Source organism: Roseobacter sp. HKCC-CH-9208 (assembly GCF_037805125.1).
Classification (GTDB): Bacteria; Pseudomonadota; Alphaproteobacteria; order Rhodobacterales; family Rhodobacteraceae; genus M30B80.
This window is the reverse complement of record NZ_JBBLYK010000001.1, coordinates 1,784,303-1,809,236: the sequence shown is the minus strand read 5'-3', so window position 1 is coordinate 1,809,236 and position 24,934 is coordinate 1,784,303. Positions and strand designations below refer to the sequence as shown.

Annotated in this window: 25 protein-coding genes; 12 read left to right on the top strand and 13 right to left on the bottom strand. The window is 55.2% G+C overall.

Annotated elements, in window-relative coordinates; genetic code table 11:
• Window positions 1-51 precede the first annotated feature (51 nt).
• From AAC621_RS09100 to AAC621_RS09060, 9 genes are all read right to left on the bottom strand, one after another.
• Window positions 52-369, bottom strand: a complete 318-nt coding sequence (locus AAC621_RS09100) for an H-NS histone family protein (protein ID WP_340254589.1) — start codon at window positions 367-369, stop codon at window positions 52-54.
• Window positions 370-1,063: 694 nt separating this feature from the next.
• Window positions 1,064-1,636: a hypothetical protein gene (locus tag AAC621_RS09095; RefSeq protein ID WP_340254586.1), complete on the bottom strand. Its 573-nt coding sequence runs from the start codon at window positions 1,634-1,636 to the stop codon at window positions 1,064-1,066.
• Window positions 1,637-1,768: 132 nt separating this feature from the next.
• A complete protein-coding gene (locus tag AAC621_RS09090) occupies window positions 1,769-3,271 on the bottom strand; it encodes a Do family serine endopeptidase (protein ID WP_340256433.1) in 1,503 nt (500 codons plus the stop codon).
• Window positions 3,272-3,463: 192 nt separating this feature from the next.
• A complete protein-coding gene (locus tag AAC621_RS09085) occupies window positions 3,464-3,667 on the bottom strand; it encodes a DUF2065 domain-containing protein (RefSeq protein ID WP_340254583.1) in 204 nt (67 codons plus the stop codon).
• Window positions 3,667-4,545, bottom strand: coding sequence for a protease modulator HflC (gene hflC / locus AAC621_RS09080; protein ID WP_340254580.1), 879 nt, complete (start codon window positions 4,543-4,545; stop codon window positions 3,667-3,669). The genes AAC621_RS09085 and hflC overlap by 1 nt, the downstream gene beginning before the upstream one ends.
• Complete coding sequence (hflK, locus tag AAC621_RS09075; RefSeq protein ID WP_340254577.1) at window positions 4,545-5,681, bottom strand: FtsH protease activity modulator HflK; 1,137 nt, start codon at window positions 5,679-5,681, stop codon at window positions 4,545-4,547. Before hflK ends, hflC begins: the two co-directional genes overlap by 1 nt.
• A 124-nt stretch (window positions 5,682-5,805) precedes the next feature.
• Entirely contained in the window at window positions 5,806-7,161 is a 1,356-nt protein-coding gene (gorA, locus tag AAC621_RS09070) for a glutathione-disulfide reductase (protein ID WP_340254574.1), read from the bottom strand.
• A 21-nt stretch (window positions 7,162-7,182) separates the two neighbouring features.
• Entirely contained in the window at window positions 7,183-7,965 is a 783-nt protein-coding gene (gene rpiA / locus AAC621_RS09065) for a ribose-5-phosphate isomerase RpiA (RefSeq protein ID WP_340254571.1), read from the bottom strand.
• A 104-nt stretch (window positions 7,966-8,069) separates the two neighbouring features.
• Window positions 8,070-8,792: a thiamine diphosphokinase gene (locus tag AAC621_RS09060; RefSeq protein ID WP_340254568.1), complete on the bottom strand. Its 723-nt coding sequence runs from the start codon at window positions 8,790-8,792 to the stop codon at window positions 8,070-8,072.
• Between the two features lie 207 nt (window positions 8,793-8,999).
• Here AAC621_RS09060 and AAC621_RS09055 point away from each other — a divergent pair, with 207 nt between their 5' ends.
• Complete coding sequence (locus tag AAC621_RS09055; RefSeq protein WP_340254566.1) at window positions 9,000-9,746, top strand: SDR family NAD(P)-dependent oxidoreductase; 747 nt, start codon at window positions 9,000-9,002, stop codon at window positions 9,744-9,746.
• 47 nt (window positions 9,747-9,793) lie between these two features.
• Window positions 9,794-10,528, top strand: coding sequence for an SDR family NAD(P)-dependent oxidoreductase (locus AAC621_RS09050; RefSeq protein WP_340254563.1), 735 nt, complete (start codon window positions 9,794-9,796; stop codon window positions 10,526-10,528).
• 4 nt (window positions 10,529-10,532) lie between these two features.
• On the opposite strand, the gene AAC621_RS09045 is transcribed toward AAC621_RS09050, so the two are convergent.
• Together AAC621_RS09045 and AAC621_RS09040 are read right to left on the bottom strand one after the other, a co-directional pair.
• Window positions 10,533-10,766: a DUF2842 domain-containing protein gene (locus AAC621_RS09045; protein WP_340254560.1), complete on the bottom strand. Its 234-nt coding sequence runs from the start codon at window positions 10,764-10,766 to the stop codon at window positions 10,533-10,535.
• A 33-nt stretch (window positions 10,767-10,799) separates the two neighbouring features.
• Window positions 10,800-12,095, bottom strand: a complete 1,296-nt coding sequence (locus tag AAC621_RS09040; RefSeq protein ID WP_340254557.1) for an adenylosuccinate synthase — start codon at window positions 12,093-12,095, stop codon at window positions 10,800-10,802.
• A gap of 283 nt (window positions 12,096-12,378) precedes the next feature.
• Here AAC621_RS09040 and secG point away from each other — a divergent pair, with 283 nt between their 5' ends.
• The 10 genes from secG (at window position 12,379) to AAC621_RS08990 (ending at window position 23,592) form a co-directional block, all read left to right on the top strand.
• Window positions 12,379-12,762 (top strand): preprotein translocase subunit SecG, encoded by a 384-nt coding sequence (gene secG, locus AAC621_RS09035; protein WP_340254554.1) that lies wholly within the window; start codon window positions 12,379-12,381, stop codon window positions 12,760-12,762.
• Between the two features lie 192 nt (window positions 12,763-12,954).
• A complete protein-coding gene (locus AAC621_RS09030; protein ID WP_317655514.1) occupies window positions 12,955-14,598 on the top strand; it encodes a CTP synthase in 1,644 nt (547 codons plus the stop codon).
• A 20-nt stretch (window positions 14,599-14,618) separates the two neighbouring features.
• Window positions 14,619-15,407, top strand: a complete 789-nt coding sequence (gene rlmJ / locus AAC621_RS09025) for a 23S rRNA (adenine(2030)-N(6))-methyltransferase RlmJ (protein ID WP_340254551.1) — start codon at window positions 14,619-14,621, stop codon at window positions 15,405-15,407.
• A 40-nt stretch (window positions 15,408-15,447) separates the two neighbouring features.
• On the top strand, window positions 15,448-15,885 hold the full coding sequence (locus AAC621_RS09020; RefSeq protein ID WP_340254548.1) for a tellurite resistance TerB family protein: 438 nt from the start codon (window positions 15,448-15,450) through the stop codon (window positions 15,883-15,885).
• A 74-nt stretch (window positions 15,886-15,959) separates the two neighbouring features.
• Window positions 15,960-17,294 carry a glutamine synthetase family protein gene (locus AAC621_RS09015; RefSeq protein WP_340254545.1) on the top strand — a complete coding sequence of 445 codons (1,335 nt, stop codon included), beginning with the start codon at window positions 15,960-15,962 and terminating at the stop codon, window positions 17,292-17,294.
• A gap of 66 nt (window positions 17,295-17,360) precedes the next feature.
• Window positions 17,361-18,050, top strand: a complete 690-nt coding sequence (locus AAC621_RS09010) for a type 1 glutamine amidotransferase (protein WP_340254542.1) — start codon at window positions 17,361-17,363, stop codon at window positions 18,048-18,050.
• On the top strand, window positions 18,047-19,414 hold the full coding sequence (locus tag AAC621_RS09005) for a glutamine synthetase family protein (protein ID WP_340254539.1): 1,368 nt from the start codon (window positions 18,047-18,049) through the stop codon (window positions 19,412-19,414). The genes AAC621_RS09010 and AAC621_RS09005 overlap by 4 nt, the downstream gene beginning before the upstream one ends.
• Entirely contained in the window at window positions 19,411-20,712 is a 1,302-nt protein-coding gene (locus tag AAC621_RS09000) for an NAD(P)/FAD-dependent oxidoreductase (protein ID WP_340254536.1), read from the top strand. The genes AAC621_RS09005 and AAC621_RS09000 overlap by 4 nt, the downstream gene beginning before the upstream one ends.
• A 132-nt stretch (window positions 20,713-20,844) precedes the next feature.
• The gene (locus AAC621_RS08995) at window positions 20,845-22,071 is read left to right on the top strand and encodes a DegT/DnrJ/EryC1/StrS family aminotransferase (RefSeq protein WP_340254533.1); all 1,227 of its coding nucleotides are present in this window, start codon (window positions 20,845-20,847) and stop codon (window positions 22,069-22,071) included.
• Window positions 22,072-22,215: 144 nt separating this feature from the next.
• On the top strand, window positions 22,216-23,592 hold the full coding sequence (locus AAC621_RS08990; RefSeq protein ID WP_340254530.1) for an aminotransferase: 1,377 nt from the start codon (window positions 22,216-22,218) through the stop codon (window positions 23,590-23,592).
• Here the strand turns inward: AAC621_RS08990 and AAC621_RS08985 are convergent.
• Together AAC621_RS08985 and secF are read right to left on the bottom strand one after the other, a co-directional pair.
• Window positions 23,589-23,942 carry an Mth938-like domain-containing protein gene (locus AAC621_RS08985; RefSeq protein ID WP_340254527.1) on the bottom strand — a complete coding sequence of 118 codons (354 nt, stop codon included), beginning with the start codon at window positions 23,940-23,942 and terminating at the stop codon, window positions 23,589-23,591. The genes AAC621_RS08990 and AAC621_RS08985 overlap by 4 nt on opposite strands.
• A 22-nt stretch (window positions 23,943-23,964) precedes the next feature.
• Window positions 23,965-24,933, bottom strand: coding sequence for a protein translocase subunit SecF (gene secF, locus AAC621_RS08980; RefSeq protein WP_340254524.1), 969 nt, complete (start codon window positions 24,931-24,933; stop codon window positions 23,965-23,967).
• Between the last annotated feature and the right edge of the window lies 1 nt (window position 24,934).

The window sequence follows — 24,934 nt, the reverse complement described above, 5'->3', positions numbered from 1 at the left end:
CTGCATAGCCGCTCATGTGGCCAAGCACGACCCCGCCACATAACGCTTCGGTTACTTTATGAGCAAAGCGTCAAGTGACTTGCCGGAGGCAAGGTGTGCCTCGACCCACTTTGGCTGGCGCCCACGCCCAGTCCAAGTCTGCTCTGAATTGTCGGGGTTCACGTATTTTGGCGCCACCTTGGATACCGACTTCCTTGGCTTCCCCCCCAACAAGTCCGAAAGCGAAAAGCCCATCTCAGCAGCCTGCTTCTCAAGTTTGGCTAGCGCCTCCCTCTTCATTCGGTCTTCGTAGCCATCGATAGCCTTACTGACGCGCTTATTCAAATCACGGAGTTCAGCTAAGGAAAGGTTGTCAAGATCTATATTCATTTTGATACTCCAAATGAATCACTTGAAACCAATTCAATAAATAGAAGAAAAATTCAAGATTTTTTTATAGGAGCGCCAAAAAAATTTTTAAATTTCTCATCAATAATTAATTAATGAAGCAAAAATAATTAAGTGACTAAAAAACTTCAGAATGAAAAAGTAGATTTAATACCAAAAATATAATAATACTACTCTGGCAACGAAATTTCGTGTCCAGCTCTCTTGTCAGTTCCGAGCCTAGTTACGTAGCCACCTACACACAAAGCTTTGAGTGAACGAAAAAAGAACTCCGAGACACACCGTCCTCTCCCCTCAACATTTCAAGAACCTCAACCGGAGAAAATATATTTTCCGAATTGGATGCTGCAAAGGCTGCCCTCAACACCTTCCTCTCAAGATGAGACAGGCTGCCTATCCCAGCAGCCTGCTCAATGCGCTCCAGACGCGATGCCAGTACACAGATACGAGCTAAACTTGCATGCCGCCCCATTGGAAGCCACTCCAAATAATTTAATCCACGCGGACAACGTATCTCAGCAGGTCAAATCAATCAATTGCGCCAGTAATTGAGGGTAATATTATTCATGCAATGGCAGCCATTTAGTCAAGCTACCATTACATTAGCAATCGCCAGAAATAATAAAAATTCATCGTGAGACGAGCGGCCCCAAGATATCCATGACCATATAGGCCATCAGCTCGCTGGCGACGCCTCTTGAGTTGACGCGTCTGCTTCAGCTTCCGACTGGGCGGCCGCACGCTCGAGTGCAGCTGCCTGCCGGGCTATAAAGTCACAGTGAGCACCCAATTGAGCCGACAGTAATTTACCGTCATGCGAAAGGTCAGCAATTTTCCAACGATACCCGTCGCGCAATAACGTCACGTCCACGCGCTGCGAGCCTGGAGTGCGACCGGTCAATACGGATACCTGTGCTGCTTGCAAGGTCTCTATCTGGCTCTCATAGACCAAGGTTTCAGGGAGTTCCGCGAGGACTGGCAAGACGTCGCCCATCTCTAGTGGCCCCCCATAAGCTTCCTGATGGCAGGCAGCGGCACGGGCCGAGGCCTGCACCAAATCATCGGTGAGATATTGCGGCTGCAGTTCGGGATCTGTGAAAGCGGCCATAACCACCCCACCACGGGGCGGGATCACCTGCGCCAAAGCCTGTTGAGAGGGGCTCAACTCTTCCACAGGGGGCATGCTCATCGGTTGACACCCGGCAAGGAGGGTGGCGGTCAAGATCAAAGCAACGGGCAAGTGGCGCATGGGTTTGGCCCTCCTTGGGGCAGTCGAAATTCTGGTCACGCCTCCCCTAGCAAACCCTTGCGCTTGGGGCAAAGAAATAGCGCGGGCCGAAGATAAATTCAGCCCGCACCTGTGTCTACTTGGCGGGATGCCTTAATCAGTTAGGGTTAGGGCCACAAAGCGTGGATCCCCCGCGCGGCGGATCAGCAAGAGAATAGATTTTTGCCCCGCATCACGCGCCTCTCCAACAATTTGGTCAAATTCTTGCGGAGTGGAAATCGGCATTTGCGCAACTTCGGTCACAATGTCGCCCGCCTGTAGTCCCTTTGCCGCCGCGTCCGAGCTTGGATCGACCGCCTCAATCACCACACCGCTCAGGCCCCGTGCCGCGAGATCTACACGATCCTCTTCGGTGATAGGGCCAAGGCGCAGGCCAAGCACATCCACGGATGCGGGTTTAATCGGTTCGGGCTGCCCCGCGCCGCCTGCATCCGCGGTCTCGCGGCGCCCCAAGGTAACAGAGAGGGTTTCAACGTCACCACTGCGCAGAACGTCCATATCCACCGTTTCCCCAGCAGGGGCCGCGGCCACAACACGCACCAATTCGCGGGTATCCTGAATATCCTGCCCATCAAAGCTGAGGATCACGTCCCCCACCTCGACACCCGCATCACGGGCGGGGCCTTCTGGCACATCTGTGACCAATGCACCGCGTGCCTCCTCCAAGGACAGGCCATCGGCGATATCTTGGGTCACGTCCTGAATGCGCACGCCCAACCATCCACGGCGCGTTTCGCCGAATTGCTGCAATTGATCAACCACATCGCTGACCACGGCCGAGGCCATAGAAAACCCGATACCAATCGAGCCACCGTTGGGTGACAGGATCGCAGTGTTCACGCCGATGACATCGCCCTCGAGGTTGAACAATGGCCCGCCCGAGTTACCGCGATTGATTGCAGCGTCTGTCTGGATGAAATCATCATAGGCCCCAGACAATTCCCGCCCGCGTGCCGATACGACACCGACCGAGACAGAGAACCCCTGCCCGAGCGGGTTTCCCATGGCCATAACCCAATCCCCCACGCGCAGCGCGTCACTATCCCCAAAGGAAACAGAGGTGAGCGAGCTTTCAGGCTCTACCTTCAAAAGCGCAATATCTGTGTTGGGGTCTGTGCCAATCAATTCAGCCTGCAACACCTCGCCCGTGCGGAATTCGACCGAAATCTCATCGGCCCCCTCGATCACATGATTATTGGTGACGATGAACCCATCTTCAGAGATCACAAACCCCGATCCCAAAGCCTGAGAGCGGCGAGGGGCTTGGCCCCCTTGGCCATTGCGGTTCATGAAATCGTTAAAGAAATCTTCAAATGGCGATCCAGGTGGCAACATGGGTTGGATGCCCTGCGGCCCTTGTTGGCGGGCGGCAACGATTGAGGTTGTGGTGATATTCACGACCGCATCGCCCACTTGATCCACCAAATCTGCAAATGTGTCAGGCCGCGCCGATTGCGCATGCGCGGGGCTTTGCAGGGTGATTAGCCCAAGCGCCACAAGTGCGGCAGCCAGTAATAGCGCCGCTTGGCGCAGACGCGAGACCGGCGGTGGCGCAATGGCAATTGCCTTCACTCGCGCCACAGCTCTTGGCCGCATCCATTCCGTGGTTTGATAATCGCGTCTCACCTGCACACTCCTTTTTATCTCCCAAACCACGCCCGGACGAGCTGTGGTTAGGTTCCGTCATAACCAATAGGGTCAGATGAATATTTGGCCGCCCACAAGGTTATTCAAGAACCGTCCCGATAACCCTATCTCACAACCCCGTCACAAGGCCGTGAAAGTAAATTACAAACTTCCCGTAAAGGCCAGAATGATGACCCCAAAACACACCGCGCCAAAGCCGATGAGCCGGCGTGTTTCCACGGGGATCGCTGCGAGAAACGCAATCAGATTCTCCAAACGCGAAGGGGCCAGCACAAAGACCAGCCCCTCGATCAGCAGGGCCATACCAAGCCCTGCAATTATAATGTCCCACGACAATCCCAGCATCAGCGCGGGCTCTGCGAAGACCCCAAGTAATCAAAGAATTCGCTATCAGGGGCCAAGAGGAAGGTTGAATTTCCCGTGCGCAGGGCTTGGCTATAGGCATTCATCGAACGATAGAATTCAAAGAATTCTGTATCCTGCGAAAACGCCTCGGCAAAGATGCGGTTCCGTTCGCCATCTGCCTCACCGCGGATGATTTCGGCTTCGCGGGTTGCCGCTGACACGGTCTCAACCACGGTGCGGTCGGCTTGGGCGCGGACACGCTGTGCAGCCTCGGCACCACGTGCGCGTTCATCTGTGGCTTCACGCTGCCGCTCTGCCTCCATGCGGGCGAAGGTGGCTTCAAGGTTTTGCTGTGGCAATTCCGTGCGCTTGAGGCGCACATCGAGAACTTCAAGACCAACCCGATCGGCCAGGTTGCGTGCCTGTTCCGTGATGCGTGCCATAAGTGAGGCGCGCTCGCTCGACAAAATCGTGTTTGACGTCACACCGTCAGCACCCAACACGGCACGGATCTGTGGGTTGAGAATATCTTGTAGCTGCGCCTCAGCCGCGCGCAGACCGCCCGCGCCAATCGCCTGACGGAAGGCAACAACATCCGAAATCCGATAGCGCGCAAATGCATCAACCACCAAGCGGCGATCATCAGACGGGGTTACCTCAATCGGTTGAGTGTCAAGCGAAAGGATCCGGTCGTCATAATAAACCACCTCTTGGATGAACGGCACTTTGACGTTCAACCCTGGCTCCTCGATGACCTGACGGATTTGACCAAATTGCAGAACAAGCGCCTTTTGACGCTCATCCACGATGAACAGTGAGCTGAACGCCACGGCAACAGCGAGAACGACAACGGGGATTAGGAAAGCAATACGAGACATCAGTTATTCCCCCCTGCTGCAGGGTCAGTTCTGCGCAATTCATTGAGTGGCAAATACGGCACAACGCCATTCCCTCCGCTATTCTCATCCATGACGATCAGGTTCACATCACCCAAAACCTGCTCCATGGTTTCAAGATAGATACGGCGGCGTGTCACTTCGGGCGCCCCGCGATATTCTTGAAGAACCGCCAAGAAACGGCTTGCTTGACCCTCGGCCTCATTGACCACTTGGGCGCGATACCCTTCAGCCTCTTCCAGCAGCTGCGCCGCTTCACCGCGCGCGCCCGCGAGGGCTTGGTTGGCATAGGCATCCGCCTGACGCTCTAGTCGGTCGCGCTCCTGTTCTGCGGCTTGCACGTCACGGAAGGCGTCAATCACCTCGGCGGGCGGGTCAGCGCGGTCAAGGTTAAGGCGCACAATATTAATGCCTGAATCATATCCATCCATCGTGGCTTGGATCAAATCCCGCACCTGATCTGCAACTAGGCCGCGATCCCGGTTTAAAATTGGAGACAGCTCGGACTGCGCGATGACTTCACGCATCGCGGCCTCTGATACAGAGCGTACAGTTGCCTCTGGATCTCGAAGGTTAAAGAGGAAATCTGCGGGGTCTTTAATGTTCCAAACAACTTGGAAATCAATATCGACGATGTTTTCATCCGTGGTCAGCATGAGGCCTTCGCCCGCGCGGGAAGACCCAATCGCCTCGGTGCGCTGCGTGGTGACTTCGATCACTTGGGCGCGCACAAAGGGCCAAGGCGCCAAATGCGGGCCATCGCCCGTGGTGCGATAGAAACTGCCAAAGAATGTTTCAACGCCCTGCTGAGACGGCTGAACCGTGTAAAAGGACGCCAAGAACCAAGCAACGATGCCTGCGCCCGCGCCGAGTAGGAACATGCTGCGTGTCGGTTTAAAACCACCGCCGCCTGCGCCGCCGCCAAAGCCGCCATTGCCGCCACCGCGCCCCCCCATCAAAACGCGGAGTTGCTCTTGGCCCTTGCGAACCAAATCATCCAATTCGGGGATCTGTTGCCCACCTCCCTGTTCAGGGCGGCGCGGGCCGCCATTTCGACCATCATCATCGCCACCTCGATTTCCACCAGAGCCCCAAGGGCCGCCGTTATTTCCAGCCATGCTGCGCTATATCCTCTTGTGATCTCTCATCTTACATATTCAGTCAAATCTGTGCCCTGCCGCGCCACGCTGCACCACATGGGCCATCACCGTCTTGTCACAGATGTGCCTTTGCGCCTGATTTTCAAGCCACGCGGACGGGTGTTTTCAGTGTCACCAATTCCTCCGACATGGTGGGATGCACGGCGCAGACGCGGTCAAAATCTTCCTTGGTTGCGCCCATTTTCACAGCAATACCCGCCAATTGGATCATCTCACCCGCCTGCGGGGCGACAATGTGACAGCCCAAAACGCGGCGCGTTTCAGCGCAAACCACCAATTTCATCATCACCCGATCAGACCGCCCCGCAAAACTGGATTGCATCGGTTTGAAAGAGGTCGCGTAGACCTCAATTGGGCCTGCTGCGCGGGCCTCTTCCTCAGACAGGCCCACAGTGCCAAATTCGGGCTGTGTGAACACCGCCGAGGGGATTAAGTCATGATCCACGGGCGTCTTCTTGCCTTCAAAGACTGTCGCCACAAAGGCCATCGCTTCGCGAATGGCAACGGGGGTCAGGTTCACACGATTGGTCACATCCCCAATCGCATAAATCGAAGGCACGGCGGTTTGGCTGAATTGATCCACCACAATCTCACCACCACGGCCGAATTCCACGCCGAGGGCGTCTAACCCCAACCCATCTGTGTTGGGGCGGCGACCTGTGGCAAAAAACACCTGATCAAAACTTTGCATCTCGCCATTGGTCGCCTCAACACGCAAGCCCGTGTCTGTTTTCTCAATCCCGATCACATCGGTGCCCATATGGATCGAAATCCCATTGGCCCGCATTTGATCGCAAATCAGCCCACGCGCCTCATCATCAAAGCCACGCAGAATTTGCGCGCCGCGATAATATTGCGTGACCTCAACCCCGAGGCCATTGAGAATACAGGCGAACTCGCACGCGATATAGCCACCGCCCACAATCAATATTGATTTCGGCAGTTGCGGCAGGTTGAAAATATCATCCGATACGATGCCATATTCAGCGCCCTTGACATCGGGGCGGACGGGCCGACCGCCCGTAGCGATCAAGATATGTTTCGCGGATTTGATTGTGCCATCGGCAAGGCGCACGGAATGCGGATCCGACAGGGTGGCGCGCTGCGCAAAAACAGTGACACCTGATTTGTCCAACAGGCCGTTATAAACACCTTCCAAGCGATCTAACTCGGCGGATAATTTGCGCTGGAAATTCGGCCAATCAAATGCCCCCAGTGAAATGTCCCACCCATAGGCCGCTGCATCTTCTGCCATCGGCGCATATTCAGAGGCAAAGACCATCAGTTTTTTGGGCACGCATCCGCGGATCACACAGGTGCCTCCCATGCGGCTATCCTCGGCCAAGGCCACCTTAGCCCCCAAACCTGCTGCAACGCGTGCGGCGCGCACCCCGCCAGAGCCACCACCAATTACGAAAAGATCATAGTCAAATGTCATCAATCAGCCTGAGTTGAGGGGTTAGGAGAGGTTAAAGAGGTTATCACCCTCAAGAATTTCGATCTTTTCCCGCTCGACCGTGCCATCGTTGATATTGCGCACCTCAACGGTGCCATCGCCATTGCCGATTACGATAATGTCACAAATATCGAGGAACAGACCGTTCTCCACCACACCTGGGATCTGGTTTAGAACAAGCGAGGCTTGTTGCGGGTTGGCAATGCGCTTGAGATGCAAGTCGATGATGAAATTTCCTTCGTCTGTGCGATAGGGTTCTTCCCCCGAAAGGCGCAAAGATGTGCTGCGACCCAGAACATCGAGATTGACCAACACTTCCTCAATCAGGGCTTTGGTGGTTTGCCATCCAAACGGAATAACCTCAACGGGCAAGGGGAAGGCCCCAAGACCCGTTACCTCTTTTGCAGGGTCGGCAATCACGATCATCTGATCCGAAGCGGTTGCTACGATTTTTTCTTGCAACAAAGCACCACCACCACCTTTGATGAGGTTCAGGTTTGGGTCAAACTCATCCGCGCCGTCAATCGTGAGATCCAGCCATTTCACCTCGTCCAACGTTTTGACTGTGATGCCAACTTCACGGGCAAGCTCTGCTGTGCGGGTTGATGTGGCAACACCTGTGACCTGCAATCCGTCTTCGCGCACCATCTCGCCCAGACAGCGCACCATCCATGCTGCCGTTGATCCCGTCCCAAGCCCAAGGCGCATCCCATCTTCAACAAAATCAACAGCGCGCTTTGCCGCCACATATTTTGCTTTATCAATTGGGCTAAGGTCAGCCGCCATTCGCGCGTCTCCATATTGTCATGCCAAAGGGTCAGCCGCACTGCGCCAGTGGCGTTTGTCGATCTCGCATCATGTTTAACGAAACTTGTTCAGGGATGCGAGGGTCAAAGAGACAAACCGAAACTCTGCAAAACCTGATCACGGTAGCGCGCAGGCAAAATGGCAAGCAGCCCTGCCCCCTTGGCCATTAGACGCAGCGCCCCACCCTCGGCCTTGTTGGATGTGCCAATCTGCCCCATCGGATCGAAGGTCAAACCATCAAGAGGCCAACGCAGCCCCTCAGCGGCACAGGCCACAGGGGCAAAAGGGAACAAAGAGACCCGAGTATCTCGCGGTAATTCAAAAGCTATTTCGCGATGCGCAGGGAGGTGGAAAACCACATCCTGCGCGCTTTGCAAAATGACGGGCGCGCCTTGATGCCGTGCCAAGGCCTGCATCGCGGCCAATCCATGATCGGCGCGCGGCCCGAGAAACCCAAAACCAATGATGCCCGCAACATCCAAAACCCGCAAAGATTTCTCAAAATCGGTGCTGTCCTGCTCGGGAATGTGATGCAGAACATCCCCGAATTGAGCGCGCGTCTCAGGGCTGATGGAATCCATATCGCCAATCACGGCAACGGGCTGCAGACCAAGGCGTAAGGCGTGATTAGCACCACCGTCAGCCGCGACCACAATCGCTCCAGAGTTGACCAGCGCCTTTACTGGCTGTTCTTCAATTTCTCCACCACCTATCAGGCACACAAGACGTTCGGTGTAGGCTAAACTGTTCTCTGACGCTGATATCCCGCCAAAGCTAACCTGGTTATAATTCTCCTCTACGCTCACGAATGCGTTCAATCCAAATTCTGCAACAGTGAAAAAATCGTTTTAGTTTTGGCTCATTAGCCCTAGCGTATCACTCAAAGTGATACTGCAGAAGCTAAAAAACGCTTTTGGAAAATACATGGAGCATAGCTAAACAAAATACTAAGGGGCTCTATAGCTCATGAAGCTGCGCCAATGAATTTGGATTTAAAATGTTAGGATTACAAGTTGATAAATCAATTCAAGCTCAAAGATAAAGTTGTTGTTGTAGTAGGTGGAGCAAACGGTATTGGCGAAGCCTGTGCAAATTATATGGCGTCTTTAGGTTCGCATATAATAATATTGGACAAAGATGGAGCTGCAGCCAAATCGGTTAGCGAGAATATACCAAACTCACTCTCATTCGAGCTTGATATTTGCGACGCAAACCAAATCGACGAAGTGTTCGAGAAAGTCCCGAACGTAGACGTCTTGGTGAATAGTGCCGGCGTAGCGCGTCGGCAACCGGCTCTGGACCATAACAAGTCGGACTGGGATTTGGTTGCAAACGTCAACACCACCGGATCTTTTCTATGTGCTCAGGCTGCAGCCAGAAAGATGGTCAAAGCAAAACAACCGGGATGCATCACAAATATAGCCTCAATTATGGGGCTTTCAGGGGGGGGTATTTACCCCAATGTCTCGTATCAAACGTCAAAGGGAGCTATAGTAAATATGACACGTGCCTTGGCAGTTGAGTGGGCCCCTTATGATATCCGTGTCAACTCTGTTGCCCCTACGTATGTTAGAACGGAATTTATTAGACCGTTACTTGATGACCCCTATACTGTTCGACGCATCGAGGAAATGACGCCCCTAGGCAAGATTGCTGAGCCAGGAGATGTGGCTGCCGCTGTCGCTTTTCTATCGTCGTCAGCAGCATCTATGATCACTGGGCATACTCTCCCCGTCGATGGAGGTTTTTTGGCCCAGTAGTGACAGGGTTACGATGGACCTACCAAACCAAAAGGATACCGAAGTCGATGCAAGAAGTAACTTACGATTTTTCCAATAGAATTGCTGTAGTGACGGGGGGGGCAAACGGAATCGGCTCTCAGATTGCCTCACAATACCTTGATGCCGGAGCCAAGGTAGTCATATGGGATCTCCATCCCCCAAAGAACAAAAGAAAAAATGCAATTTTCAAGGAAGTTGACGTTAGTGACCTCAGCCAAGTCGAAAATGCAACCAAAGACACAATTAACAATTGGGGCAAGATTGATTTCCTCTCACACAATGCTGGTTATGCCGGCCCAACTGAGAACACAATTAACTACGACACGGAAGCTTGGATCAAAACTGTGCAAGTCAATTTAATTGGCACTTATATCGTAGCAAAAACAGTAGCTCCATGTATGGTCTCTGAGGGGTACGGTCGCATAATTAATATGGCGTCTCTTGCAGGCAAAGAGGGTACACCCTACGCATCTGCATATTCTGCGGCAAAAGCTGGTGTAATAGGCTTTACTAAGTCGCTCGCAAAAGAGCTGGCCGAAACCAATGTTCGAGTGAATTGTGTGGCACCTGCCGCAGTAAAAACGAACATTCTCGACCAGATGGAACCTGACTTTGTGGAAACTATGATAGCAAAGTCACCGATGAAGCGCCTTGGCTATGCACGGGAGGTCGCCGATATAGTGATGTGGCTTTCCTCTAGTGCATGCTCATTTAACACCGGCGCTGTTTTTGATATGTCGGGAGGCAGAGCCACGTACTAACGCGTTAGTGTTTACCGTCTTTGTCGCCGTTGTTATCTGCCTGTCCAACGCCCTTGAAAACGGCTTTGAACGGCAGGGCCCACAAAATACCAAGCCCCACATATATGGCAAACTCCACCCAGATGGAGGGGCGCTCAAACAAGCTCATCAGCCACCACGCCGCCGCGATATAGGCAGGCAGCCCGAAGATCAGGATAAGCAGGGACAATCGCTTGCGGGTTTTATAGCCAAGGGCCATGACGGGCAGCTCTCCCTTTGGTCGGTGATCAGATCAATCCGCGAACGGGTCAGTCACAAGAATTGTGTCTTCACGCTCGGGTGAGGTGGAAAGTAGCGCCACGGGGCAGTCAATCAACTCCTCCACACGGCGCACATATTTGATCGCATTGGCAGGCAAATCCGCCCAAGAGCGCGCGCCCTCGGTCGTCTCATGCCACCCTTCCATCTCTTCATAGATTGGCGTGCAGCGTTTTTGCGCCTCAGACGCGGTTGGAAGGTAGTCAATCCGCGTGCCGTCCAATTCATAGCCCACGCAGATTTTGAGCTTGTCAAACCCGTCAAGAACATCCAGCTTCGTCAGCGCAATGCCATTCACACCAGACGTCGCGCAGGTCTGGCGCACAAGGGCGGCGTCAAACCACCCGCAGCGCCGCTTGCGCCCTGTGACCGTGCCAAATTCATGGCCACGCGTCCCCAGACGGGTGCCATCGTCATCGTCCAATTCCGTTGGAAACGGCCCCTCGCCCACGCGGGTTGTATAGGCTTTTACGATGCCCAGCACATAATCAACCGCACCTGGCCCAAGACCGACACCTGTCGCAGCCTGCCCTGCAATGACGTTGGAGGAGGTCACAAAGGGATAGGTGCCAAAATCAATATCCAGCAGCGCGCCTTGTGCGCCCTCGAACAAAATACGCTTACCCGCGCGGCGCTGTTCGTTCAGAACCTTCCAAACGGGTGCGGCATAGGGCAAAATCTCAGGCGCAATGGCCTTAAGCTTTTCGATCAGCGCATCGCGATCGACAGGCGCGATACCAAGGCCACGGCGCAGCGGGTCGTGATGCTGTAGCGCGCGATCAACACGGGCGATCAAGGTGGCCTCATCCGCCAAATCCGCAACCCGCACCGATCGGCGACCAACCTTATCCTCGTAGGCAGGGCCGATGCCGCGGCCTGTGGTGCCGATTTTGGTGCCGGCGCTGGCCGCATCTTCGCGGGCACGATCCAATTCACCATGGATTGGCAGGATCAGCGGGGTATTCTCCGCAATCATCAATGTTTCAGGGCTGATGGTCACACCATCTTGGCGGATTTTGCCGATCTCTTCGATGAGGTGCCAAGGATCTAGAACAACGCCATTTCCAATAACGCTCAGCTTGCCGCCGCGCACCACACCCGAAGGCAGCGCGTTGAGCTTGTAGACCTTGCCATCAATAACCAATGTATGGCCTGCGTTATGCCCGCCTTGAAAGCGGCAAATCACATCTGCGCGCTCGCTGAGCCAGTCGACAAGCTTGCCCTTGCCTTCATCCCCCCATTGCGCGCCAACAACCACAACATTCGCCATTTTACGATCCGTCCTTATCCGCAGGCCAGAATGGCCGGCTCTTGCAAACGATGGCGTCTATAACGACACGCAGCCTCGGTGAAAAGCGCGAAACGCATAGCCCGCCTGCAGCAGAACGCGGGACGGGCCCGCATCCTTGGGTCATGGAACTGTCATATGTGTTGCAATATTCAAAGGATTCGCCTTAAAGTTGTGAAACTCTTGGCTTGCGGCGGCGGGTCGCATCCCCTAAGTAAGCCGCGAAAAGTGACAGATTGTTACAGACACGCACCTGAGGCCGCTCATGGAAAATATCGTTCTCGTCATCCATCTTATCCTCGCAATCTGCTTGATTGCCGTGGTGCTTTTGCAGCGCTCCGAAGGGGGCGGCATGGGCCTTGGTGGCGGCGGTGGTGCAGGCGGTGGCCTTATGACAGGCCGCCAAGCGGCAACAGCCCTCAGCAAACTCACATGGGCCTTTGCGACTGCGTTTTTGATTACATCGGTTACATTGACCATTTTGGCGGCGCAAAACTCGGACACCACATCTGTGCTAGACCGCATTGGCACATCAGCCCCCGCTGACGGGGCCGCAACCGATGGCACAACCGACAGCGCGCCTGCGGCAGATAGCCTTCTGCCCCCAGCACTGGGGGATGCGCCCGCGCTGCCGCCACGGGCGGAATAACGCAGCATCTAAAATTAATTCACCGCTAAGGCCCAATAAATATTGGGCCTTTGTTATTTTTAGCCACATGATATAGCGCTGACCGCTTGCCCTAAGGACACGAATCCTGATACGGTCAAATCCCGTGATACAGGTGGCAAACGCGGTCTGTTTCCAACAGACAAAATAGCCCGCGCGGGAGAATACAGGTATATGGCACGATACATTTTTATCACGGGTGGTGTGGTCTCTTCGCTTGGTAAGGGCCTCGCGTCAGCCGCGCTTGGTGCGTTGCTACAGGCACGTGGCTACACCGTGCGTTTGCGCAAGCTTGACCCCTATCTCAACGTTGATCCTGGGACGATGTCGCCCTTTGAACATGGCGAAGTTTTCGTGACCGATGATGGTGCGGAAACCGATCTGGATTTGGGCCATTACGAGCGCTTCACAGGCGTCTCTGCCCGCGCGACAGACAGCGTCTCATCAGGCCGTATCTATTCCAACGTTTTGGAGAAAGAGCGCCGTGGTGATTACCTAGGCAAAACCATCCAAGTGATTCCCCACGTCACCAATGAGATCAAAGATTTCATCGCCATCGGCGAGGATGAAGTGGATTTCATGCTGTGCGAAATCGGCGGCACGGTCGGCGATATCGAGGGCCTGCCGTTTTTTGAGGCGATCCGTCAATTCGGCCAAGAGCGCCCGCGTGGCCAGTGTATCTTCATGCACCTGACCCTGCTGCCTTATATCAAAGCATCGGGTGAGTTGAAAACGAAGCCCACCCAACACAGCGTAAAGGAGCTGCGCTCTATCGGGCTTGCCCCCGATATTTTGGTATGCCGTTCTGAGGGGCCGATCCCGCGCAAAGAGCGCGAGAAGCTTGCGCTATTTTGCAATGTGCGCCCCGATAGCGTGATTGCCGCACAAGACCTCAGCACGATTTATGATGCACCTTTGGCCTATCACCGCGAAGGGTTGGATCAGGCGGTGTTGGATGCTTTCCAAATCGCCCCCGCCCCGAAACCAGATCTCAGCCGTTGGGAAGATGTATCAGATCGTATCCACAATCCCGAAGGCGAAGTGCGCGTGGCGATTGTTGGCAAATACACGCAGTTGGAAGATGCCTATAAATCTATCGCCGAGGCGCTGACCCATGGCGGCATGGCCAATCGCGTCAAAGTGCGCGCCGAATGGATTGATGCCGAGATTTTCGACCGCGAAGATCCTGCGCCACATCTTGAGGGCTTCCATGCGATCCTTGTCCCTGGTGGGTTTGGCGAGCGCGGAACAGAGGGCAAGATCAAGGCTGCAGAATTCGCCCGAACCCGCAAGATCCCCTATTTGGGCATCTGCTTGGGTATGCAAATGGCGGTGATCGAGGCTGCGCGCAATCTGGCGGGCATGGCCAAAGCAGGGTCGGAGGAATTTGATCACGAAGCGGGTCAAAAGCGGTTCGAGCCGATTGTGTATCACCTCAAAGAATGGGTGCAGGGCAATTATAAAGTCACCCGCAAATCAGATGATGACAAAGGCGGCACGATGCGTTTGGGTGCCTATGATGCGGTTCTCGCAGAAGGCAGCCGCGTAGCCGAGGCCTATGGCACAACCGCCATCGAGGAACGTCATCGCCACCGCTATGAAGTCGATATCAAATATCGTGATAAACTTGAAAAATGCGGTCTGCTTTTCTCGGGCCTTTCGCCCGATGGGAAACTGCCCGAGATTGTCGAGATCAAAGACCACCCGTGGTATATCGGGGTTCAGTTCCATCCAGAATTGAAATCGAAACCCTTCGCACCGCACCCGCTGTTCCGTGACTTTGTGCGGGCGGCCAAGGATGTCAGCAGGCTTGTCTAAGCCTGCCTGACAGGCCCGCGATGCTGTCTTATCAACATATCTATCATGCGGGCAATTTGGCCGATGTGCATAAGCACGCGGCCCTCGCATGGGTATTGGATTACCTGACGCGCAAAGACAAACCGCTGAGTTATCTTGAAACCCATGCGGGGCGGGGGCTTTATGATCTTGCCGCCCCCGAAGCCGTAAAAACGGGCGAGGCAGAGGCAGGCATCGCCCGCTTGCGCGCAGGTTTTGCAGCAGATCATCCTTATGCGACCCTACAGAAAAAAATTGCCGCAAAATACGGCCTACAGGCCTATGCGGGTTCCCCCCTTTTGGCGGCTGAATTATTGCGGCCTATGGATAATTTACATCTCGCGGAATTGCATCCTCAGGAACATGAGGCCCTGCAGGCGGCAATGATCCAAGCGGGCGGGGCGCAGCTCTATCGCCAAGACGGGTTCGAGATGGCGCAATCCATTTGCCCACCTGATCCACGGCGTGGCTTGATGTTGATTGATCCCTCTTATGAGGTGAAGGCCGACTATGCCCGCATCCCAAAAATCATAGGGCAGTTGGCGCGCAAATGGAATGTTGGGATTATAATCTTGTGGTATCCGATCCTCGCGAACACAGCCCATCAGCCGATGGAAACAGAGTTACGCCAAACCTTTGCTGATGCGATGCTTCACCGCCAGACCTTCCCCCCCGCCCGCGAAGGGCATGGGATGATTGGCTCGGGCCTGTTTATTCTCAACCCGCCTTTCGGCATGGAGGCCGCATTGGCCGAGATTGCAGCGGTGTTTGCAAAAGCCAAGGCGCATTAGGCGGGTTCTCTTATCGCAAAAACGGCTTATATTGGGGCCTATGTTTGCAGATCTCCTTCGCCGTCTTGGCGCGCCCAAACCAAAACCCATCACTGATAGCGATGCGCGGCTGGCGCTTTGCGCATTACTCGTGCGCCTTGCGCGCAGTGACGGCGACTATGCCCAAGCGGAACGCGCAAAAATCGCGGAAACCTTAGCGGCGCGCTACCGCCTTGACCAATCAGGCGTTGATGCCCTGATCCATGAGGCCGAGGCGGTTGAAACAGAAGCCCCAGACACGGTGCGCTTTACACGCGTCATCAAGGAGTCGGTCGCCTATGAAGATCGAATTGTGGTGATTGAGGCCCTTTGGGCGATTGCCTTAGCCGATGGGCAGCGCAGCGCGGATGAGGATGCGCTATTACGTATGGTGGCGCCCATGTTGGGGATCAACGACCGCGACAGCGCCCTTGCGCGCCAACGTGTGGCCAAACTTTAGGCAGGCGCGCAAATTACGCGCAAGCCTGCGCGAATTTCGCTGCCATTTCAAAAATGCTGCGCTAGACTGGCCGCATGAGCAGCTATCTCAACGATAATCCAGAGATCAAAACGATCCGCGTTGCGGCCTCTGATCTCAATGGTCAGCCGCGCGGAAAACGCATTGCGCGGCGCTATGCGCAAAAAGCATGGGAAGACGGAACACGCTTTCCCTTCTCCGTCATGAATCTTGATATTTGGGGCGAAGATATCGATGACAGCCCGCTCGTCTTTGAAAGCGGTGATCCCGATGGTCTGCTTCTGCCGACCGAGCGGGGCTTTGTGCCAATGCCGTGGCTGAGCAATCCAACCGCGCTGCTACCGCTTTGGATGTTCCACGAAGATGGCCGCCCGTTTGCGGGTGATCCGCGCCACGCGCTGGCGCGGGTTCTAGATCGGTATAAGGCGCTTGGCCTGACCCCTGTTGTGGCCACTGAGTTGGAATTCTACATCATCGATGATCGCGGCCCCGACTTGCGCGTGCCGCCATCGCCCCGCTCAGGCAAAAGACGCAATCAAGCCGAAATTCTGGCCCTCAGGCAGCTTGATGCCTTTGATCAGTTCTTTACCGAAATTTATGATGCCTGCGAGGCAATGGATATACCCGCCGACACATTGATTTCCGAGGCAGGCCCCGGACAGTTCGAAATCAATATGGTGCACCAATCCGATGCTTTGAAGGCGGCGGATGACGCGTGGCTGTTCAAGCTTTTGGTCAAAGGCGTTGCGCGCAAATACGGCTTTGCCGCCTCGTTTATGGCGAAACCCTACGAAGATTACTCGGGCAACGGAATGCATATGCATTTCTCGGTCCTTGATCAGCAGGGGCGCAATATTTTTGACAATGGCAGCGCCGAAGGATCAGAGGCGCTGCACCATGCCATTGCGGGGTGCTTGAAAGCGATGGCAGGGTCTATGCTGATCTTCGCCCCCCATGCCAGCAGCTATGATCGATTTGTGCCAGGCGCCCATGCCCCGACTGCTTTGGCGTGGGGTTATGAGAACCGCACAACCGCGCTGCGGGTTCCCTCTGGCGCGCCTGCCGCGCGGCGGATCGAACATCGGGTCGCTGGGGGCGATGTGAACCCCTATCTCTTGGTGGCCAGTATTCTTGGTGCGGCACTCACAGGGATTGAGGGCAAACTCACACCCCCCGCGCCCACCCATGGAAACGCCTATGAGGCGGCGAGCCCGCATTTGCCCACCACATGGGGTGAGGCCATCGCGGCCTTTGAAGACTGCCAGATGACCGCGCAAATCTTTCCGCGGGAGTTGGTTGCAAACTACCTCGCCACCAAGCGTCAAGAGATGCATTACATGGCCGAGCTTTCACCCGAAGAGCAGATGCAACTCTACCTCGACACTGTCTAAACTGCCCCCTTGCCGAACGATGCGCGGCGGCGTAGCCTTTGGACATCCTTTTTTTACAGGCCACCCATGATCATTGGCATTTTACAAACAGGCCATATGCCTGACGAATTGAAACCTGATTTCACCGATTACGCGCGGCTTTTTGTCCAGCTTTTAGATGGGCAAGATTTCGAATTCCGCGTCTATAACGTGGTCGATATGGAGTTTCCCGCAGGCATATTTGATGCCGATGGGTGGCTCATTACTGGTTCACGTCATGGGGTCTATGAGGATCATCCGTTTATCCCGCCGCTCGAGGCATTGATCCGCGACATCCACGCCGCGCGCATTCCTTTAGTTGGGGTATGTTTTGGGCACCAAATCATCGCGCAGGCCCTTGGCGGGCGGGTTGAAAAATTTTCAGGCGGCTGGTGTGTCGGACGGCAAGAATACCACCTCAAAGATGGCCGCAAATTGCATTTGAATGCATGGCATCAGGATCAGGTCATTACCCCCTGTGACGGCGCGGAAACCCTTGCCTCGAATGAATTTTGCGCCCATGCGATGCTGTCTTACGGGGGGCATACCTTTACTGTGCAGGCCCATCCAGAATTCGGGGCTGATGTGATTGCGGGGTTGATTGCACATCGGGGTCAAGGGATTGTGCCCGCCCCCCTCTTGCAGCGCGCCAAGGCCGAGCTGTCAGCCCCTACCGATAACGGGATTTTGGCTGAACAGATGGCCAGCCTATTCAAAAGCGCCAAGGTGCCTGCATGAGCAGCGTTTATGACAGTTTTCTTGACAAGCTTCCTGAGGTTGCGCGCAGTTTTCTAGAAAATCGCCGCTTGGACGAGGTGGAATGTATCGTCTCCGACCTTGCAGGTGTTGCGCGTGGTAAGGCCATGCCCGGCCAGAAATTTGCAAGCCAAACCCAGTTTTACCTGCCCAATTCTATCTTCTTCCAAACGATCACGGGGGATTGGGCGGATGCCTCGCCCGATGGGTTCACTGAACCTGATATGGTGTTGACCCCTGATTGGGATACTGCCCTGCCTGCGCCATGGACAGCCGATTGGACTCTACAGGTGATCCATAACATTCATGACCAACAGGGTCAGATGGTGCCTTTTGCCCCGCGCAATGTGCTGCGCCGCGTGGTCGAAATGTATAACGCCAAAGGGCTCGCGCCGATTGTGGCGCCTGAGATGGAATTTTACCTCGTGGCCCCAAACACCGACCCCGCCCGCGAGATCGAGCCACCTATGGGCCGCTCAGGGCGGCGGGCTGCCGCCCGACAGGCCTATTCCATGTCTGCGGTCGATGAATATGGCCCCGTGATTGACGATATCTACGACTTTGCCGAAGCCATGGGCCTTGAGATTGATGGTATTTTGCAAGAGGGCGGCGCAGGCCAAATTGAGTTGAACCTCCGCCATGGCGACCCTGTGCGATTGGCAGATGAGATTTTCTATTTCAAGCGCATGATCCGCGAGGCCGCGTTGCGCCACAACTGCTATGCCACCTTTATGGCGAAACCGATTGAGGGTGAGCCTGGTTCAGCGATGCATATCCATCATTCAGTGGTGGATATGGCCACAGGGCAAAATATCTTCTCGACCCTGTCAGGTGATGAAACGCGCGAATTTCTACATTTCATCGCAGGGCTGCAGAACAACCTGCCTGCTGCGATTGCCCTACTAGCCCCATATGTAAACAGCTATCGCCGCTATGTCCCTGATTTCGCGGCCCCCATTAACCTTGAATGGGGCCGCGATAATCGCACGACAGGCCTGCGTGTGCCCGTGTCCGACCCTGCAAGCCGCCGTGTCGAAAACCGCCTGCCAGGCATGGATTGCAACCCCTATCTTGGGATTGCCGCCTCTCTGGCCTGCGGTTTGATCGGGCTGCAAGAGAGCAAAATGCCAAGCGCAGAATTCAAGGGCGATGCCTATCAAGGCGATGACAATATTCCCCGCGGCCTTGGCGATGCTTTGGATTTATTCGTGGAAAACGCGGCAATGACCGAAATCCTCGGGCCTGAATTTTGTAGCGTCTACAAGACCGTCAAAGACCTCGAATATAAAGAATTCCTGCAAGTCATCAGCCCTTGGGAACGCGAGCATCTTTTGTTGAACGTATGAACCCGCTCTATCGCAACGACATTTCGGGACATCATGCCCCCTCTTGGTATGCGGCCTCAGTGCCCCCCGCGCCTGATCGGCCCGCATTGGCGGATACGATCCGCGCTGATGTGGCCATCTTGGGCGCAGGGTTCACAGGTCTTTGGGCGGCCCTAACCCTTGCTCGCCGTGGCGTGCGGGTTGTGGTTCTAGACGCGCATCGCGTGGGGTTTGGGGCATCGGGACGCAATGGCGGGCAGGTGCATTCTGGCTTTAACAAAGGGCAAGATTGGCTTGAGGCGCGGCTTGGGGCCGATGCGGCCCGCGCCTTGTGGGCCCTTAGCGAAGCGGCGAAGAAAAACCTGCGCGATTTTTGCGAGACCCACGCGCCCGAAGCAGAATATCGCTCAGGCATCGCGCATGGCGCCTATAGCATGGCCGAGCGGGATGAATTGGCCCGCGAGGCAGATTATATGGCCCGCACCTATGGTCATGAAATCCATGTTATGGATCGTTCCCAATTTGCAGAATTGGTCAAATCCCCGCTTTATCGCGGTGGCACGCTTGACCCAAGCGGCGGACATCTGCACCCCTTGGCTTATGCCCAAGCCCTTGCCCGCGCGGCCGAGGCCGAAGGGGCGGTCATCCACGAATGCAGCGAGGTGACAGAAATTGTCCGCGGGGCAAAGGCAACCCTGAAAACCACCAAGGGCAGCGTCATAGCAGATCACGTGATTGTCGCAGGAAATGGATATCTGCCCAATATTCTGCCGCAAGTGAATGCGGCCGTGATGCCCATTAACAGTTTCATCGCTGCGACCGAAGCCCTGCCCCAAAAATGGCAAGAGGTGCTGAGCCAAGATATTGCCGTGGCGGATAGCAAATTTGTTGTGAATTACTATCGCTTCAGCACAGATCGGCGGTTTCTATTCGGGGGACGGGAAAGCTATTCGATTGGCTTTCCCGATGATATCTCCACCGCGCTTGTCGCACGGATGCATCGCCTATTCCCTCAGCTTGAGGGGGTGAAGATCGACTATGTTTGGGGCGGCGCGCTTGGCATCACCCCTACCCGTTTGCCGATGGTCAAGCGCATCGCGCCCAATATCATCGCCGCTGGCGGGTTTTCGGGACAGGGTGTTGCGCTATCAGGCATGGCGGGGCGCGCTATGGCCGAGGCTATTTTGGGGGATGGGCGCGGGCTTGAGACAGTCGCAACTCTTCCCACGCCCCGCTTTCCAGGTGGCAGCGCATTGCGCGCGCCAATCCTTGCCCTTGCAATGACATGGTTCGCTTTGCGCGACCGATTGGGAATTTAGCGTTGCGTCACTGATGCCACAGACGCATGGCGAATTGCCCTGACCGCCCCAGTGTCACAAAAGCTTCGCTAGATTTTGAACCGCGTTTTATGTAAAGATTTTTGAAAGGGACTTTTTCAAAAAGGTGAAATCATGACCGTTGCGCCAAATGTTTATGACGCAGAACCGATCCCCGAAGCCGCGCGTGCCGAGATCGACCGCCTTCTGCACTCTGGCGACCTGTTCCGCTACACCGCCCCCGCCGATGCGCCTGTTGCGCTGCTTGAGCGCGAATTTGCAGATTTGATGGGCGTGAAATACGCGCTAGCGGTGTCCTCTTGTTCCGCCGCGCTGTTTTTATCGCTCGAGGCGCTTGGCCTGAAGCAGGGCGCGCGGGTGATTATTCCCGCCTTCACCTTTGCCGCTGTCCCCTCGTCCATCGTGCATGCACGGATGCAGCCTGTATTGGTCGAAGTGGGCGAAAACTACCGCATTGATTTGGACGATTTCACAGCCAAGATCGACCAAAATATTGATGCGGTTTTGATCAGCCATATGCGCGGCCATACATCTGATATGGATGCCATCAAGGCGCTGTGTGACGCGCGCAATATCCCCGTGATTGAGGACGCGGCCCATTCGCTTGGCACGCTATGGCATGGCGAAAAAATTGGCACCATTGGCAAAGTTGGGTGTTTCTCTTTCCAGTCTTATAAAATGATCAACGCGGGCGAAGGAGGGATTTTAATCTCGAATGATCCCGACCTGATTGCCCGCGCTGTGATCATGTCAGGGGCCTATGAACATAATTGGAAAAAGCACAAAGGCCCGAATGGTCAAAATGACCCAGAATTGGCTGAGGCCTTTGCACGTTGGCAAAACCAATTGCCGCTTTACAACATGCGCCTGCAAAACCTGTCTGCCGCAGTGATCCGTCCGCAATTGCCTGAATTGGCGCGCCGTGTGCGCGATGGCCTTGCCAATCACGACTATGTCGCGGGTGAGTTGAACAAATCACCTTGGCTGAATGTGCCCCCTGCCTTGGCGCCAGAAACACGCGCACCAGATTCTATCCAGTTTAATCTGGTGGATTTTGCGCGCGATGAAGATGCGGTCGCCTTTCAAGATGCAGCAGCAGCGCGCGGCGTGAAGGTGCAGGTCTTTGGCCTATCGACCGACAATGCCCGTGCGTTTTGGAACTGGCAATTCATTCCCGGTGAGAGGCCTGATCTGCCAAAGACCCGCGCGATGTTGATGCGCGCCTGCGATGTGCGTCTGCCTGCCCGCCTAACACGCAGCGAGCTTGACTTTATCATCAACGCGCTGGTGATGGCGGCCGAAGATGTGATGGGGTCAGAGGAGGCCGCCTACGGCACGTAACGCAGCACCCCTGATCTAACAGCAAGACAGGCCCACGCACGATTTTGCGCGGGCTTTTTATTATGGCTTTGGCGCGTTTGCCCAATTGCAGCAGCGCAGATGCGGCGCTAGCCTCTGCACAGACACGCTTGAAGGAGTGACCAGATGCCCGCGCATGATCATAGCCCGCTCAATTCATGGGAAGCCCGCGCTGAAGAATATAGTCTATATGGCTTTACCGATCTCCCATCCGTTCGGGATCGCGGCACTGTCGTTTTAACCCATGGCGAGGGGCCTTATGTGTTCGACACAAACGGCAAACGCTATTTGGACGCGAACTCTGGCCTTTGGAATATGGTCGCGGGGTTTGATCACAAAGGTTTGGCCGAGGCCGCCAAGGCGCAATATGACCGCTTTCCTGGCTATCACGCCTTTTTCGGGCGGATGTCAGATCAGACTGTTGCCCTCTCTGAGCGTTTGATTGAGGTATCCCCCTTTGACAGCGGCAAGGTGTTTTACACCAATTCTGGGTCTGAGGCGAATGACACCATGGTCAAGATGCTATGGTTCATGACACAGGCCGAGGGGCGGCCACAGGGGCGCAAGATTCTGACCCGCAAAAATGCCTATCATGGCGTCACCGCGGTTTCAGCCTCGATGACAGGCAAACCTTACAACAGCCTCTTTGGTCTTCCGATGGAGGGGTTCATCCACCTGACTTGTCCGCATTACTGGCGTGAAGGGCGCGCAGATGAAACCGAGGCAGAATTCAGCGCCCGCCTTGGCGCAGAATTGGAGGAGGTCATCACGCGGGAAGGTGCCGACACAATCGCAGGGTTTTTCGCAGAACCCGTCATGGGGGCAGGCGGCGTGATACCCCCCTCAGCAGGCTATTTCCAGATCGTGCAACAGATCTTGCGCAAGCACAACATCCCGCTCATCGCAGATGAGGTGATCTGCGGCTTTGGTCGCACGGGCAACATATGGGGATGCGACACTTATCAGTTTGTGCCTGATGCGATTATCTCCTCCAAGGTGCTGACCGCAGGCTATTTCCCGATGGGCGCCGTGATTTTAGGGCCAGAATTATCCGCGCGACTGCAATCCACCATCGACCCGGTCGAGGAATTTCCGCACGGCTTCACCGCCTCAGGCCATCCTGTGGGCTGCGCCGTTGCGCTTAAGGCAATCGATGTGGTTCTGAACGAGGGATTGGCCGATATGGTAAAGATCGGCGCACCCCGCATGGAGGCAGGTCTTCGCGAGATCGCGAAGCACCCAAATATCGGCGAGTTGCGCGGGATCGGCTATATGTGGGCGCTTGAGGCGGTGCAGGATCGCGCCACAAAAACCCCCTTTGCCTCTGATTTATCGGTCAGTGAGCGCATCGCCAACACCTGCACGGATCACGGCCTAATTTGCCGCCCCTTGGGACAGTCCGTGGTTCTGTGTCCGCCGTTCAATCTGACCAATGGGCAAATGGACGAAATGTGCGACAAGCTGAACAGCGCATTGAACGCCGTGTTTCGGGAGGTTGCCTAAACAGGGAGTAGGGCCGCACCGATGCGCCGCCCCTCGCCAAGGAGCACATTATAGCTGCGCGCGGCTGAGGGGCTGCCCATCACCTCCACACCCAATCCCGCGCTTTCAAGTGCCGCGCGTAGTTTGGCGGGGATATGCGCAATTTCCGCCCCTGTGCCAATCAGCAAAACATCAATTAAACCCGCCGCTGCAAGCAGGGGCGCGGGATCATCATAGCCGCCCCAATCCTGCCGCCCATTGGGCAAGATCAGCTGAGCGCCGTGATAGACCGCCCCGTCAATTCGGAAAAAGCCTGCGCCATATCCATCAATCGGCATGCCGCCATTATAGCGCACCTCGTTAAGTTCCATCGGACATACGCCCCCCTTCGGATTAGGTTTTTTCCGCGAAGGTCGTGCCTGCCTTCTGGTCTGGTTTTGACCAATCGCGCTTTACGCCAATCATCAACACCACGTTCTTTGCAACATAGATCGAGGAATAGGTGCCAACGATGACACCCCAGAAAATCGCAAAGACGAAGCTGCGGATCACATCCCCCCCCCAAACAAGCAGCGCCAAAAGCGCCAAAAGGGTGGTGCCAGATGTCATCAAGGTGCGGCTGAGTGTTTCATTGGCCGATAGGTTCATCACATCCTGCAAATCGCGTTTTTTGTATTTGATCAAATTCTCGCGCAGGCGGTCAAAAATCACCACAGTATCGTTGATCGAATAACCGATTATCGTCAGAATCGCGGCAATGGTCGCCAGATCGAAACGGATTTGGAGAAGGGAAAAGAGGCCAATGGTCAGCAGAACGTCATGCACCAGCGCCGCAATTGCACCCACCGAAAATTGCCACTCAAATCGCAGCCAAATATAAATCAAAATCGCCGCAAGGGACGCGCCCACCGCAATGAGGGCTGTGGTGATCAATTCACCCGAGACTTTGGGGCCAACGGATTCCACCGATGGGAATGTCATATCAGCGGCGATGGTTTGCAACGCGGCTTCAACCGCCGCGATCATCTCGGGCGTAACAGACTCTTCACCCGCCTGTGCCTGAATTCGGATCATGGCCACATGTCGGTTTTCGCCAAAGCTTGGATCGAACACTTCGGAAATCGCGATATCGCCAAGGCCCAGCGGGCTGAGGGCTTCACGATAGGCCCCAACATCGACAGGGGTCGAGCTTTCGGCGCGGATGGTCGTGCCACCCAAAAAATCAATCCCAAAATTCAGACCAAGCGCGAACCAAATCCCAATGGACAGAAACACCGCCACCACAGAGGCCCCAAAGGTGATACGGGCATGACGGAAGAAGTCGATATTGGTGACTTCTGGAACCAGTCTCAGACGTTTCATA